This is a genomic window from Streptomyces sp. NPDC033174, assembly GCF_055577795.1.
Genome location: NZ_JBVIPQ010000002.1, coordinates 300,658 through 314,715, shown reverse-complemented (window position 1 = coordinate 314,715; position 14,058 = coordinate 300,658). Strand labels below are relative to the sequence as shown.

Below are 14,058 nucleotides of genomic sequence, written 5' to 3'. Positions count from 1 at the left end.
GCGGTGGATCGAGGAGGCTTTTTCTCCGCGGTAGCCGTGTGGTGCGGGCGAACCGGGCGTCGTGCGCGTGCTGGTTAGCGTGGGGGGGGCCCCCCCCCCCCCCCCCCTCCCTCCCCCCCCCCCCCCCCCCCCCCCCCCCCCCCTTTTCCCCCCCCCCCCCCCCCCCCCCCCCCCCCACCACCGGGTGCGACGACTACTTCTGGTTGATGCGCTCGGTGATCACCTTGTCGGCCGCCTCGCCGGCCTTCGCGGCGTCCTCACCCTTGAGGACCTTGGTCATGTAGTCCTTGATCGGGTTGGGCTCGGTCTCGACGTTCGCCCAGCCGGAGGTCACCGGGGTGATCTTGCCGACGGGCGCGGCCAGGGCCATCGCCTCGGCGAAGGAACCGGCCGGTGCCTTGAACTGCGACGCGTCGTTGTTCGGGAGCAGCGCGCCACCGGTGGCCGCGGCGTACTTGGCCATCTGCTCCTTGCCGGCGGCCAGGGCCAGCCACTCCTTGGCCAGGTCCTTGTTCTGCGAGCGCTCGGCCACGGCGAGGTTGGAGCCGCCGAAGAAGACGGAGCCCGGCTTGTCGGCGGTCTTGCCCGGGATCGGGAAGTAGCCGAAGTCGGCGGTCTTGCCGGCCTTCTTCATGGCGTCGATGGCGCCGCCGGCCTCCCAGCCGAGACCGATCCAGGACGCGACTCCGCCCTTGGGGACGATGTCGGTGGACTGCTGCGGGGTCGCCTCGTCCTTGTCCTTGGGAGCGGTCGAGTAGGACTGCAGCTCCTTGTAGAAGTTCATGGCGGCGGCGGCCTGCGGGGAGGACAGGTTGCCCTTCCACTTGTCGCCGTCCTTGACGGCGAGGTCGGCGCCCTCGTCCCACAGGAGGCCCGCGTAGACGTACCAGCTCTGGCCGGGCAGGTAGATGGGCTGGACCTTGGAGTCCGACGCCTTGATCTTCTTCAGTCCGTCGATCCACTCGGCGCGGGTCTTCGGCGGGGTGACGCCGGCCTTCTTGAAGAGGGCCTTGTCGTAGACGACGACACGGTTGGCGGCGTACCAGGGGGCGGAGTAGAGCTTGCCGTCGAGCTCGTTCGAGGCGAGCATGCCCTTGTTCCAGCCGTCGTAGCCGAGCTTCGACTTGTCGGCGGTGAGGTCCGCGAGGCCCTCGGTGACGGCGTAACCGGCGGTCTGGGTGTTGCCGAGCTCCAGGACGTCCGGCGGGGTGTCCTCGGACAGGGCCGTGGTGACCTTCTCCTGGATGCCCTTCCACTGCTGGATCTCGACCTTGACCTTGACGCCCTTGTGCTTGGCCTCGAACTCCTTGTTGACCTGCTTGATCCAGGCGTCGGGAGCCGAACCGTCCATGACCCAGACGGTCAGCGTCTTGTCGCCGCCCGCCTCCTTGCCGCCGTCACCCTTGTCGCTGCCACAGGCGGCCATGCCGACCATCATGCCCGCGACACCAATCGCCGCGATGAGCTTGCGCTTCACGACACCCTCCTCAGGGATGCAAGAGACTTCCCCCACCACCGCCCGAGAACTCCGCTCCGCCGAGACATGCCAGGACCTGCGACATGCGCGGCGGGTACTGCCCGTGGGGCTGGGACCTGGTCTTTAATGGTTTAGACCAGTACCCGGAGCTTGGCCTAGACCTTTAGGGGTGTCAAGGGTGTATAAGAAGGGCAGTCGCGTCCGTTACCGGACCGACACCTGAGGTGGAGCGACGACCTGTGACCGGTCCGTGCCACCATGTGAGCCGCTACAGACGGAGGAGCCGGTGACGGCAGCAGCGCAGGAGTCGGGAAGGCAGGCCATGGCCACGGACGGGGGCGGTACGGAGACCGAGGGCGGGGCCGCGACCCGCACCGCGCGCGTGCCCAAGTACTACCGGCTCAAGCGGCACTTGCTCGACATGACGGAGACGCTCCCGCCGGGCACCCCGGTGCCGCCGGAGCGCACCCTCGCGGCCGAGTTCGACACCTCGCGCACCACGGTGCGCCAGGCCCTCCAGGAGCTGGTGGTCGAGGGCCGCCTGGAGCGCATCCAGGGCAAGGGCACCTTCGTCGCCAAGCCGAAGGTGTCACAGGCGCTCCAGCTCACCTCGTACACCGAGGACATGCGGGCCCAGGGGCTCGAACCCACCTCCCAGCTGCTCGACATCGGCTATGTCACGGCGGACGACACCCTCGCGGGGCTGCTCGACATCAACGCGGGCGGGCGGGTGCTGCGGATCGAGCGGCTGCGGCTCGCGAGCGGCGAGCCGATGGCGATCGAGACGACCCACCTGTCCGCGAAGCGCTTCCCCGCGCTGCGGCGCTCCCTGGTGAAGTACACCTCCCTCTACACGGCGCTGGCGGAGGTGTACGACGTCCATCTCGCCGAGGCCGAGGAGACGATCGAGACGTCCCTGGCGACGCCGCGCGAGGCGGGTCTGCTGGGCACCGACGTCGGCCTGCCGATGCTGATGCTGTCCCGGCACTCACTGGACGGGAACGGCGAGCCGGTGGAATGGGTGCGGTCGGTGTACCGGGGCGACCGGTACAAGTTCGTCGCGAGGCTCCAGCGCCCCAACGGCTGAACCTCCGACCTGCCGGACCGCCGACCGGCCCAGCGGCCGAACTGCCGTGAACCTTTGGCCTCCTGAATACGTGACGGGTGTCGGGGCACTGATACTCGTCCGTTATTCGGACGGGGGTTCCATCAGGCGAAACCGTCCCCTAGATTTCCTGCGCATTACGCAGGTGAGCCATGGTGTTCAGCGAGGGGACGGAAACGCCGTATGTCACAAGAAAAGCAACCTGCCGTCACGCCCGTGAGGGTGGTGGTGGCGCTCTGCCTCGTCGTGCCGTTCGTGGCGATGCTCTGGGTGAGCTCCTACGCCAAGGTGGAGCCGACGTTCCTCGGCATGCCGTTCTTCTACTGGTACCAGATGCTCTGGGTCCTCATCTCCACCGCGCTGACCATGACCGCCTACCAGCTGTGGCAGCGTGACCAGCGCGCCCGCAAGGGAGGTGCGTCGAAGTGAAGGACGGCGTGAACGGCGTCGCACTCGCCGTCTTCATCTTCTTCTTCCTGGCCGTCACGGTCCTGGGCTTCCTCGCCTCGCGCTGGCGCAGAGCGGAGAACGAGAACAGCCTGGACGAATGGGGCCTGGGCGGGCGCTCGTTCGGCACCTGGGTCACCTGGTTCCTGCTCGGCGGCGACCTCTACACCGCGTACACCTTCGTGGCCGTCCCGGCGGCGATCTACGCGGCCGGCGCCGCGGGCTTCTTCGCCGTGCCGTACACGATCCTGGTCTATCCGCTGATCTTCACCTTCCTGCCGCGGCTGTGGTCGGTGTCGCACAAGCACGGCTACGTCACCACCTCCGACTTCGTCCGCGGCCGCTTCGGCTCCAAGGGCCTCTCCCTGGCGGTCGCGGTCACCGGCATCCTCGCCACCATGCCGTACATCGCGCTCCAGCTCGTCGGCATCCAGGCCGTGCTCGACGTGATGGGCGTGGGCGGCGGCGAGACCACCCACTGGTTCGTCAAGGACCTGCCGCTGCTGATCGCCTTCGGTGTCCTGGCGGCGTACACCTACTCCTCGGGTCTGCGGGCCCCGGCGCTCATCGCGTTCGTCAAGGACACGCTGATCTACATCGTCATCGCGGTGGCGATCATCTACATCCCGATCAAGCTCGGCGGCTTCGACGAGATCTTCGCCAGGGCCGGTGAGGCGTACGCGCAGATCAACCCGGCGACCGGCAAGCCGCGCGGCGCGCTGGTGCCCGGGGAGATGGGCCAGTGGGGCTATGCGACGCTCGCGCTCGGTTCGGCCCTCGCGCTCTTCATGTATCCGCACTCGATCACCGCGACGCTCTCCTCGCGCAGCCGTGACGTGATCCGCCGCAACACCACGATCCTGCCGCTCTATTCACTGATGCTGGGGCTGCTGGCGCTGCTCGGCTTCATGGCGATTGCCGCGGGCGTGAAGGTGAAGAACGGCCAGCTGGCCATCCCGCAGCTGTTCGAGAACATGTTCCCGGACTGGTTCACGGGTGTCGCCTTCGCCGCCATCGGCATCGGCGCGCTGGTCCCGGCGGCCATCATGTCGATCGCCGCCGCGAACCTCTTCACCCGCAACATCTACAAGGACTTCCTGAAGCCGGACGCCACTCCGGAGCAGGAGACCAAGGTGTCCAAGCTGGTGTCGCTGCTGGTGAAGGTGGGAGCGCTGGCCTTCGTCCTCACCATGGACAAGACCGTCGCCATCAACTTCCAGCTGCTGGGCGGCATCTGGATCCTGCAGACCTTCCCGGCGCTGGTGGGCGGTCTGTTCACCCGCTGGTGCCACCGCTGGGCGCTGCTCGCGGGCTGGGCCGTGGGCATGGTCTACGGCACGGCGGCCGCGTACGGCGTCGCGAGCCCCACGCAGAAGCACTTCGGCGGCTCGTCCGCGGAGATCCCGGGCATCGGCGAGATCGGCTACATCGGTCTCACCGCGTTCGTCCTCAATGTGGTGGTGACGGTGGTCCTGACCTTCGTCCTGCGGGCCCTCAAGGCCCCCGACGGCATCGACGAGACGTCCCCGTCGGACTACACGGCGGACGCGGGCGACCCGGGCGTGCAGGTGGAGCTGCCGCCGGCCACGGCGGGGGCGCCGGGCGGCCACTGACCAGCGCACGAAGGGCCCGGAGTCTACGCGAGGAAACTCCGGGCCCTTCGCCGTGCCCGCCGGGCACACTGATCCCCATGGACTTCACCCTCAGACGCGTCACCCCCGCCGAGTACGAGGAGCTGGGCGAGATCACTGCGCAGGCCTATCTCGGGGACGGGCTCCTGGACTTCGGCGGCGACGACGCCTATCTGCACGTCCTGCGGGACGTGGCACGGCGCGCCGCGCAGGCCGAGGTCCTGGTCGCCGTCGACCGTGCCGGACGGCTGCTCGGGGGAGTGACGTTCGTCGGTTCCGGCGGGCCCTGGGCCGATGTCGCCCGGGAGGGCGAGGCCGAGTTCCGGATGCTCGCGGTCGCGAAGGACGCGCGGGGGCGGGGCGTCGGGGAGGCTCTCGTACGGGCCTGTGTGGAGCGGGCACGGGCGACCGAGGGCTGCGTACGGCTGGTGCTGTCGACCCAGCACGCCATGGTCTCCGCGCACCGGATCTACGAGCGCCTGGGGTTCACCAGGACCCCCGAGCGGGACTGGTCACCGGTCCCCGAGCTCGCGCCGCTGCTCACCTACGCGTTGGAGCTCTGACCGCCCTCCACGCGCGAAGACACAACATGTGGGGGGTGACGCATCCATCTCCCCCCACATGTATGCTCATGCTCGCTGTCGCCGCAGGGGAATCCGGTGCGAATCCGGAACTGTCCCGCAACGGTGTGTCAGGTGCGTTTGCGCACCCTCAAGTCCGAACACCTGCCGATGGTGCGCCTGGTCCGTCCGGTCCTGGCGCCGAAGACGTCCGGGCCTCGTGGAGTGGGCCGGTGGACGCCGCGCATCCACCGCTCGCCGGTGTGTGCCCGTGCGCCCCGCCGCCTCCCCCGCCGGCCCCGAGCCGAGCGAGGGAGAGCCCCCACGTGACCATCGCGCCCGCCGATCCGGCATCGGCGATCGAGACCGACGGACCCGGGACCGTGCTTCTGCGGATCCTGACCGACCTCACCGCCGATCTGCCCGACACCGACCCCGGACGGGTCGCCGCCGCCGCGCTGCGCGGCCGGCACGCCGGCTCGGACGCGGCGGAACTGCGGGAGCTGGCCACCGAGGCGGCCGCCGGCCTGATCTCCGAGGACCCCGCCTACTCACGGCTCGCCGCCCGGCTGCTCACCCGCACGATCGCGGACGAGGCCGCGGGCCAGGGCGCCGTGTCGTTCTCCGCGTCGGTCGCCGTCGGCCACCGCGAGGGCCTGATCGCCGACCGCACGGCCGAGTTCGTCCGTCTCCACACGGCACGGCTCGACACGCTCATCGACCCCGACGCGGACGACCGCTTCGGCTACTTCGGTCTGCGGACGCTGTACTCGCGCTATCTGCTCCGGCACCCGATCACCCGCAAGGTCGTCGAGACCCCGCAGCACTTCATGCTCCGGGTGGCCGCCGGGCTCGCCGAGGACGAGAGCGTCCGCGCGCTGGACGAGGTCGCCGCGCTGTACGGCCTGATGAGCCGGCTCGACTATCTGCCCTCCTCCCCCACGCTCTTCAACTCGGGCACCCGGCACCCGCAGATGTCCTCCTGCTATCTGCTGGACTCCCCGCAGGACGAGCTCGACTCGATCTACGACCGCTACCACCAGGTGGCGCGGCTCTCCAAGCACGCCGGCGGCATCGGACTCTCGTACTCCCGCGTCCGCGCCCGCGGTTCGCTGATCCGCGGCACGAACGGGCACTCCAACGGCATCGTGCCGTTCCTCAAGACCCTCGACGCCTCCGTCGCCGCCGTGAACCAGGGCGGCCGTCGCAAGGGCGCCGCCGCCGTCTACCTGGAGACCTGGCACGCCGACATCGAGGAGTTCCTGGAGCTCCGCGACAACACCGGTGAGGACCAGCGCCGTACGCACAACCTCAATCTGGCGCACTGGATCCCCGACGAGTTCATGCGCCGGGTGAACGCCGACGCCGAGTGGTCGCTGTTCTCCCCGGCCGACGTGCCCGAGCTGGTCGACCTCTGGGGCGACGCCTTCGACGCCGCCTACCGCGCGGCCGAGGCAAAGGGCCTGGCCCGCAAGACCATGCCGGCCCGGGATCTGTACGGCCGCATGATGCGCACCCTCGCCCAGACCGGCAACGGCTGGATGACCTTCAAGGACGCGTCCAACCGCACCGCGAACCAGACGGCGGAGCCCGGCCACACGGTCCACTCCTCGAACCTGTGCACCGAGATCCTGGAGGTGACGGACGACGGCGAGACGGCCGTCTGCAACCTCGGCTCGGTCAACCTCGGCGCGTTCGTGCTCGCCTCGGGAGACATCGACTGGGAGCGCCTCGACGAGACGGTCCGTACGGCCGTCACCTTCCTCGACCGGGTCGTCGACATCAACTTCTACCCGACCGAGCAGGCGGGCCGCTCCAACGCCCGCTGGCGCCCGGTGGGCCTGGGCGCCATGGGCCTCCAGGACGTCTTCTTCAAGCTGAAGCTGCCGTTCGACTCGGCCGAGGCCCGCGCCCTGTCGACGAGGATCGCCGAGCGGATCATGCTCGCCGCGTACGAGGCCTCCACGGACCTCGCCGAGCGGAGCGGCCCGCTCCCCGCCTGGGAGAAGACCCGCTCCGCACGCGGTGTCCTGCACCCCGACCACTACGACGTGGAGCTGAACTGGCCGGAGCGCTGGGCGGCGCTGCGCGCCCGGATCGCCTCGGTCGGCATGCGCAACTCGCTGCTGCTCGCCATCGCCCCGACGGCGACCATCGCCTCCATCGCGGGCGTGTACGAGTGCATCGAGCCGCAGGTCTCCAACCTCTTCAAGCGCGAGACGCTGAGCGGTGAATTCCTCCAGGTCAACGGCTACTTGGTCGACGAGCTGAAGAAGCTCGGCGTCTGGGACGCGCAGACCCGGGAGGCGCTGCGCGAGGCGAGCGGATCGGTGCAGGGCTTCAGCTGGATCCCGGCCGATGTCCGCGAGCTGTACCGCACGGCGTGGGAGATCCCGCAGCGCGGCCTGATCGACATGGCGGCGGACCGCACGCCGTTCCTGGACCAGTCGCAGTCGCTGAACCTCTTCCTGGAGACGCCGACCATCGGGAAGCTCTCCTCGATGTACGCCTACGCCTGGAAGCGGGGGCTGAAGACGACGTACTACCTGCGCTCCCGCCCGGCGACCCGGATCGCCCGCGCGGCCGCCGCCGCGCCGATCCCCGTACAGGCCACGCCCGAAGAGGCCGTCGCCTGCTCCCTTGAGAACCCCGAGTCCTGCGAGGCCTGCCAGTAATGACGACGACCAACGCCGAGAAGAACCTTCTGGACCCGGGCTTCGAGCTGACCCTGCGGCCGATGCGCTACCCGGACTTCTACGAGCGCTACCGGGACGCGATCAAGAACACCTGGACGGTGGAGGAGGTCGACCTGCACTCCGACGTCGCCGACCTCGCCAAGCTCACCCCCGGCGAGCAGCACATGATCGGCCGACTGGTCGCGTTCTTCGCGACGGGCGACTCGATCGTCTCCAACAACCTGGTGCTCACGCTCTACAAGCACATCAACTCCCCCGAGGCGCGGCTGTACCTGAGCCGGCAGCTCTTCGAGGAGGCCGTGCACGTCCAGTTCTATCTGACGCTGCTCGACACCTATCTGCCCGATCCGGCCGACCGCGCCGCCGCGTTCGACGCGGTCGAGGAGATCCCCTCCATCCGGGAGAAGGCGCAGTTCTGCTTCCGCTGGATGGACTCGGTGGAGAAGATCGAGCGCCTGGAGACCCAGGCCGACCGCCGCCGCTTCCTGCTGAACCTGATCTGCTTCGCGGCGTGCATCGAGGGCCTGTTCTTCTACGGCGCCTTCGCCTACGTCTACTGGTTCCGCTCGCGCGGTCTGCTGCACGGCCTGGCGACCGGCACCAACTGGGTGTTCCGCGACGAGACGATGCACATGAACTTCGCCTTCGAGGTCGTGGACACCGTCCGCAAGGAGGAGCCCGAGCTCTTCGACGACGCACTGCGTCAGCAGGTCACCGACATGCTGAAGGAAGCCGTCGAGGCGGAGCTGCAGTTCGGCCGCGACCTGTGCGGTGACGGCCTGCCCGGCATGAACACCGAGTCGATGCGCGAGTACCTCCAGTGCGTCGCCGACCAGCGCCTGACGCGTCTGGGCTTCGCCCCGGTGTACGGCTCCGAGAACCCGTTCGCGTTCATGGAGCTCCAGGGCGTCCAGGAGCTGACGAACTTCTTCGAGCGCCGGCCGTCCGCGTACCAGGTGGCGGTGGAGGGCTCCGTCGACCTGGACGAGGACTTCTGAGCGAGTGATCCGCACCCGGGCGGCGGCCTGCGCCGCCGCCGCGCTCACCGTCGCCGCGGGCCTGGGCATCAGGTCGGCGGCGACGGGTGAGGTGGCCAAGTACGCGGGGGACGCGCTCTACACCGTGCTGATCCTCGCCCTGGTGGTGCTGCTCGCGCCCCGGGTCAGGCCGCTGACGGCGGCGGGCGTCGCACTGGGCTTCAGCTGCGCGGTGGAGCTGTTCCAGCTCACCGGCGTCCCCGCGGAACTGGCCGAGCGCAGCACTCTCGCGCGGCTGGTTCTCGGCACCTCGTTCAACGCACCGGATCTGCTCTGGTACGCGGTCGGCGCGGCGGCCGGCTGGGCCGTCCACCGCGCCCTGGACGCGCGTCAGTCGTTCGGGACGGTCTCGTAGCGCGGGGTGCCCTCGGACATCTGCCGCAGCGCGTCCTTGCGGTCCCGCTTGGAGAGCCGGTCGATGTACAGGTAGCCGTACAGGTGGTCCGTCTCGTGCTGGAGGCAGCGCGCGAAGTAGCCCGTGCCCCGCACCTTGATCGGGTTGCCCTGGGCGTCCTGACCGCGCACCACCGCATAGTCGGGGCGGGCCAGTTCGGCGTAGGCCGTGGGGACCGACAGGCAGCCCTCGTTGGCCTCGTCGAGGACGCGGCGGTCGGCCGGCAGCTCCTCGAGGACCGGGTTGCACACCACGCCGACGTGGCGCACGCCCTCGTCGTCCATGCAGTCGTAGACGAAGACCTTCAGGTCCACACCGATCTGGTTGGCCGCCAGGCCCACGCCCTCGGCCGTCCTCTGACTGGCGAACATGTCGTCGATCAGCGACGCGAGCTTGTCGTCGAACTCGGTGACGTCCTTGCACTCCTTGTGGAGCACCGGGTTGCCGACGACCGTGATCGGGCGCGACGTGCCGCGCTCGCGGTACGCGAGCTCACGCGCCTCGCAGTCCTCCGTGTCGACGACGAAGCCGTCGTTCACCTGCTCGTCAGTCTCCTGCTGCGACATGTCCGCCGTACGCCTTCCTCAAAACCTCAGCCTGTGGTCGCGTACAGCCTACGGGCAGCGGTCAGCAGACTTCTTCGAGATCCCGCCACTCACGGCTGTCGGGGCTGTCCGCCACCCAGCCGTCGAGGAGACCGCGGACCAGACCCGCGGGCGCCGCGATACCGCACTCGCGCTCCGGCACCCACAGCTCGCCCGGCGAACGGTGGCCGAGCGGCCCGGGGTGGCCCGGCTCACTGTGGTCGTGCGGGTCCAGGTGCTCGCCCTCGCCCTCGGCGCTCGGCATGGTCGACTCCGAACAGGCACGGCACAGCAGCCGCACCGACGACGACCAGTCCTCGGCGGCGAAGCCCGCGTCCGCGGCGAGCTGCTCCAGTGCGTTGCGGTCGGCCTCGGTCGCGGCCTCCAGGAGCACCACCCAGGTCGGGACGGGCGACGGCGCCCAGAGCTCGATCTCGTCGAAGACGGGGAAGGACGGGCCGGCGGACGTGGTCCGCTCGCCGTGCGGAACGCCGTCGTGCAGCACGACCTCGCCCCAGCGCCGCCCGGAGGACGGCAGCGGGATGGAGAGCACCTCCATGCGGGCCGGATCGAGCCGGCGGCCCCACACGACCTCCGCCTCCCCCTCGGGGGAGAGCCGCACGGCCGCGCTGCCGAGGTCCATGCCGGCGGGCTCACCCGTCCCGGCGGAGGCGCCGGGCACCTTCAGCCCGTACGCCTGCCAGGCGCGGCGGGCCAGCGGCCAGTCCTGGAGCGCGGTGGCGGCGATGCCGACGTTCCACCAGTCGGGGGCGCCGGTCTCCTTGTCGAGCAGCGCGACGGCCCGCAGGCCCGCGGCGCGCGCCTGCTCCCAGTCGTGCCGGAACTTGTGCAGCAGCGCCAGATTGAACCAGGACTCGGAGAGCCAGGGCTCAAGGTCCGCCGCGCGCGTCAGCAGCGCACCCGCGTCCTCGTACCGGCCGTCACCGATCAGCGTGAACGCGCGGTCGGTGGCCTGCCGCCACGAGGCGGAGGGCCGATGCCGTACCTTCCCGAAGATCCTCACGATTCCCGCCTGCCGGTCACTCGGGTCCAGGCCCGAGGGATCCCTCGACAACTCTTGTCACCCTCTTGTTCGCATCCAACCATGCCCGGTCGGACGCCCGCTCATTACCCATGGGTTACCCAGGCGGGGACGCGGTAAGACCGCCGCGGGTGAGGACCTTGGCGAGTGACTCGACGACTTCCGGCTGATAGTCGCGCGCGGTGCCCAGCCGCAGGCGCTCGAGGGCCGTGAGGGCCCCTCCCGCGCTGTCTCCCGCGAGATCGTCGTACGCGTTGACGGTGCGGACGATCCGCGCGGGCAGGGGCTGCTCGCGGTACGGGTCGGCCTGACGTTCGACGATCAGGGCGACGGTCGGCGGGACGCCGGTCTGGCGGACCACTGCGCCGCCGAGGAGGGCGATGCGGCGCTGCTCCTCGGCCGGGAGGAGGGCCGTGGCGCCCTCGGGAACGGGGTCCACGAGGGACAACTGTCCGATGTCGTGCATCAGGGCGGCGTACTCGAGGACGGTCAGCTCGTAGCCCGACAGCCCCATCTCGCGCCCGACCGCCCCGCTGAGGGTTGCGACCCGGCGGGCATGGCCCGCCGGCGTGTATCCGGCGACCTCGGTCGCCCGGGCCAGGGAGGCGATGGTCTGGCGGTTGGTGGTGCGCACGGCGGTGTAGCGCCGGAAGGACAGCTGGGTGAGCAGCAGCGGCACGCAGAAGACCGGCAGTGCCCACAGCCCGGCGACGGCGACACCGAGGGCCATGACCGCACAGGTCGCGCACACGGCTGAGCCGATGCCGATGAGGGTGCGCAGCTCGTCGCGCAGGAGGGGGCCGAAGGGGGCGGGGGTGCCCCCTCTGCGCCGGGCTTGGCGGGGGAGGCTGCGGGCGCGCCGCGTCAGGGCGGCCAGCACGGCGTCGCAGAGGGCGGTGAGCACCAGCAGGATCAGCAGGAAGAGGGCGTGGGCGGGGCCGTGGCCGAGGCGGTGGGTGACCTCGCCGACGTTGTAGAGCGGCTGGAAGCAGACGGCGGCGAAGGCGACGGTCAGGGTCCGCCGTGCCACATGGTCGAGCGCCGGTCCGCGCCCCCGGGCCACGTGCGGCACGGCCCCGGCGAGGGCCGCGGCCACCACGACGGCGACGACCTGGAGGACCCCGTGCGTGGTGGGCCGGCCGCCGCTCTCGCCCAGCAGCGCGTACGCGAGTGCCCCGGCGGCCGAGAGGGGCGCGGGTTCGCGCTCGCCGGGCAGGGCGCCCCAGCGGGCCAGCTCCCCGACGGCGATGAGCACCCCGAAGGCGAGGGCGATGCGCGGCTCGTCGACCCCGTACCAGAGGGTGTGCGCGAGGGCGACGAGGGTGAGGGCGCCGGCGGCGCAGTGGATCACGCCGATCACGGGCGGGACGAAGGGCCGGGCGGCTCTCACGCGTGGCCCCCGGGCCGTGCGCGGCGACCGGAGGGTGCCCCGGCCGGGGGCCGCGGGCGGACGGCGGAGGACCGGTCGGCCTCTTCGGCCGCGGGCCGGCCGGTGTCTTCCGCCGCGGGCGGGGCGGTCTCCTCCCCTGGGGGCCGCGGCGGCGGAACGTTCCCTCCCGGCGACGGATGCGGCTCGTCGGAGGTGACCGCCGTCTGCCAGCCGTGCCGGTCCAGCGCGCGCACCAGCGCCCGTACCATTTTCGGGTCGAAGTGCGTCCCGGCGCAGCGCTCGAGCTCCGCCACCGCCGTGGCCACCGGTCTGGCCCTGGAGTAGGACCGGGTGGAGGTCATGGCGTCGAAGGCGTCCGCGACGGCCACCACGCGCGCGAACTCCGGGATCTGGTGACCGCTCAGGCCGTACGGATAGCCTCTGCCGTCCATCCGCTCGTGGTGGTGCAGGATCGCCGACCGGGCCTCGCCCAGGAATGCGATGCCGCGCACCATCTCGTGCCCGTACTCCGGGTGCAGTTCGATGACGCGGCGTTCGTCCGGGGTCAGCGGACCGTCCTTGCGCAACACCCGGGTCGGCACACCGAGCTTCCCGACGTCGTGCAGGATCCCGGCGAACCGCAGGACCTCCAGCCGGCCCTCCTCCATGCCGAGTTCACGGGCGATCAGCACCGACGCCCGGCCGACCCGCTCACTGTGGCCGCGGGTGTACTTGTCCTTGATGTCGACGGCCTGGACGAGCGCCCTGATCGTCGCCTGGTGGGCGGCCCGTTCGCGGTGGTACTGCGCGAAGACCCAGCAGGTGATGTACATCGGCAGCAGCACGAACAGCGCGGCCACCGGCCCGTACTCACTGCGCCACAGCACCGCCATCATCAGGCCCGCCAGCCCGTGCACGGCGTGCGGGGCGAGCGAGCGGCCCAGCAGACCTCGCCAGGCGGTGCGCGGCGGAAGCCGTTCGGCGGTGGCGAGGATGCCGCCGTCGAGGACGGTGAGCACCAGACAGAAGGTGAGCGCCGAGGCACCGGCCGGCAGCAGGATGTACGGGAAGTCCGGCAGCCGCAGCCCGTGGCCACCGCCGCCGAGCGCGGCCGGCCCGCCGAGCAGCGCCGCCGCCCCCGCGGCCGTCCAGGTGGCGAGGGCCAGTTGAGCGGCGCGCCACAGACGCCGTACGCCGGCCGGGCGCTGCTCCACCCGGGCGACGAGCGCGCCTGGCACCGCGGCCAGCGCGGCCCCAGCTGGTGGCAGCAGCAGCGCCGCCGCGAGGAGTACGGGGAAGAAGGAGCCGGCGCCCATGGGGACCGAGCCGCCCGGCGCGCGCCGCAGGAACGGGCAGCGGGCGGGCATCTCGCACACGGCGTACACACCGGCGACCAGGGCGACGGTGCTCCAGGGCCGCGCGGGCACGGCGGAGAGGGGGAGCGCCGCGGGCAGGACGCACGCCACGGCACAGAGGGTGACGCACCCGATGTACGCGCGCGCCGCGACCGGAATCGCCGTCACCGTCGCCGCCCTCCCCGTGTCGCGTGAAATCGTCCGTCACGCTAGCGAGTTGGGGCGCGGGGCAGGGCTCGTAGCAGCCGATTCGTACCATCGGGTGATGTCGGGCTTCGGGAGCGCCGGGGGCGCGGAATGCGCGTACACGCGCGAGGGGCGCGCCGCGGGAATCGCGACGCGCCCCTGGGGCGAGAAGCCG

The 14,058-nt window shown here is 70.9% G+C and carries 12 protein-coding genes and 1 riboswitch; of the genes, 7 read left to right on the top strand and 5 right to left on the bottom strand.

Annotated features, from left to right (window positions below; translation table 11 throughout):
• Nucleotides 1-193: 193 nt before the first annotated feature.
• Nucleotides 194-1,477, bottom strand: coding sequence for an extracellular solute-binding protein (locus tag ACZ5VC_RS07725; RefSeq protein WP_469119200.1), 1,284 nt, complete (start codon nucleotides 1,475-1,477; stop codon nucleotides 194-196).
• A 322-nt stretch (nucleotides 1,478-1,799) separates the two neighbouring features.
• Between ACZ5VC_RS07725 and ACZ5VC_RS07720 the strand changes: the two genes are divergently transcribed.
• The 7 genes from ACZ5VC_RS07720 to ACZ5VC_RS07690 all read left to right on the top strand — a co-directional run bounded on the left by ACZ5VC_RS07720 (nucleotide 1,800) and on the right by ACZ5VC_RS07690 (nucleotide 9,308).
• On the top strand, nucleotides 1,800-2,564 hold the full coding sequence (locus ACZ5VC_RS07720) for a GntR family transcriptional regulator (protein ID WP_468707432.1): 765 nt from the start codon (nucleotides 1,800-1,802) through the stop codon (nucleotides 2,562-2,564).
• Nucleotides 2,565-2,765: 201 nt separating this feature from the next.
• Nucleotides 2,766-3,011, top strand: a complete 246-nt coding sequence (locus ACZ5VC_RS07715) for a DUF3311 domain-containing protein (protein WP_469119199.1) — start codon at nucleotides 2,766-2,768, stop codon at nucleotides 3,009-3,011.
• Entirely contained in the window at nucleotides 3,008-4,642 is a 1,635-nt protein-coding gene (gene mctP / locus ACZ5VC_RS07710) for a monocarboxylate uptake permease MctP (RefSeq protein WP_469119198.1), read from the top strand. The genes ACZ5VC_RS07715 and mctP overlap by 4 nt, the downstream gene beginning before the upstream one ends.
• Before the next feature lie 77 nt (nucleotides 4,643-4,719).
• Nucleotides 4,720-5,223, top strand: a complete 504-nt coding sequence (locus tag ACZ5VC_RS07705; protein WP_469119197.1) for a GNAT family N-acetyltransferase — start codon at nucleotides 4,720-4,722, stop codon at nucleotides 5,221-5,223.
• 62 nt (nucleotides 5,224-5,285) lie between these two features.
• Nucleotides 5,286-5,407: riboswitch (cobalamin riboswitch) on the top strand.
• Between the two features lie 139 nt (nucleotides 5,408-5,546).
• Nucleotides 5,547-7,895 (top strand): ribonucleoside-diphosphate reductase subunit alpha, encoded by a 2,349-nt coding sequence (locus tag ACZ5VC_RS07700; protein WP_469119196.1) that lies wholly within the window; start codon nucleotides 5,547-5,549, stop codon nucleotides 7,893-7,895.
• Nucleotides 7,895-8,914, top strand: a complete 1,020-nt coding sequence (locus tag ACZ5VC_RS07695) for a ribonucleotide-diphosphate reductase subunit beta (protein WP_469119195.1) — start codon at nucleotides 7,895-7,897, stop codon at nucleotides 8,912-8,914. The genes ACZ5VC_RS07700 and ACZ5VC_RS07695 overlap by 1 nt, the downstream gene beginning before the upstream one ends.
• 4 nt (nucleotides 8,915-8,918) lie before the next feature.
• On the top strand, nucleotides 8,919-9,308 hold the full coding sequence (locus ACZ5VC_RS07690; RefSeq protein ID WP_469119194.1) for a ribosomal maturation YjgA family protein: 390 nt from the start codon (nucleotides 8,919-8,921) through the stop codon (nucleotides 9,306-9,308).
• Here ACZ5VC_RS07690 and def read toward each other — a convergent pair.
• The 4 genes from def to ACZ5VC_RS07670 form a co-directional block, all read right to left on the bottom strand.
• Nucleotides 9,284-9,913, bottom strand: coding sequence for a peptide deformylase (gene def, locus ACZ5VC_RS07685; protein ID WP_468707260.1), 630 nt, complete (start codon nucleotides 9,911-9,913; stop codon nucleotides 9,284-9,286). The two genes, ACZ5VC_RS07690 and def, sit on opposite strands and share 25 nt — an antisense overlap.
• A gap of 61 nt (nucleotides 9,914-9,974) precedes the next feature.
• Nucleotides 9,975-10,955, bottom strand: a complete 981-nt coding sequence (locus tag ACZ5VC_RS07680) for a tetratricopeptide repeat protein (RefSeq protein ID WP_468707437.1) — start codon at nucleotides 10,953-10,955, stop codon at nucleotides 9,975-9,977.
• A gap of 115 nt (nucleotides 10,956-11,070) precedes the next feature.
• Complete coding sequence (locus ACZ5VC_RS07675; RefSeq protein WP_469119193.1) at nucleotides 11,071-12,363, bottom strand: HD-GYP domain-containing protein; 1,293 nt, start codon at nucleotides 12,361-12,363, stop codon at nucleotides 11,071-11,073.
• Complete coding sequence (locus ACZ5VC_RS07670) at nucleotides 12,360-13,865, bottom strand: HD-GYP domain-containing protein (RefSeq protein ID WP_469119192.1); 1,506 nt, start codon at nucleotides 13,863-13,865, stop codon at nucleotides 12,360-12,362. Before ACZ5VC_RS07670 ends, ACZ5VC_RS07675 begins: the two co-directional genes overlap by 4 nt.
• Nucleotides 13,866-14,058: the final 193 nt, after the last annotated feature.

Bases quoted from the DNA above. Each gene is read 5' to 3' on its own strand.
- ACZ5VC_RS07695 (WP_469119195.1), top strand. From the start codon at position 7,895: ATGACGACGACCAACGCCGAGAAGAACCTTCTGGACCCGGGCTTCGAG.
- ACZ5VC_RS07720 (WP_468707432.1), top strand. From the start codon at position 1,800: ATGGCCACGGACGGGGGCGGTACGGAGACCGAGGGCGGGGCCGCGACC.
- ACZ5VC_RS07715 (WP_469119199.1), top strand. From the start codon at position 2,766: ATGTCACAAGAAAAGCAACCTGCCGTCACGCCCGTGAGGGTGGTGGTG.
- def (WP_468707260.1), bottom strand. From the start codon at position 9,913: ATGTCGCAGCAGGAGACTGACGAGCAGGTGAACGACGGCTTCGTCGTC.
- ACZ5VC_RS07705 (WP_469119197.1), top strand. From the start codon at position 4,720: ATGGACTTCACCCTCAGACGCGTCACCCCCGCCGAGTACGAGGAGCTG.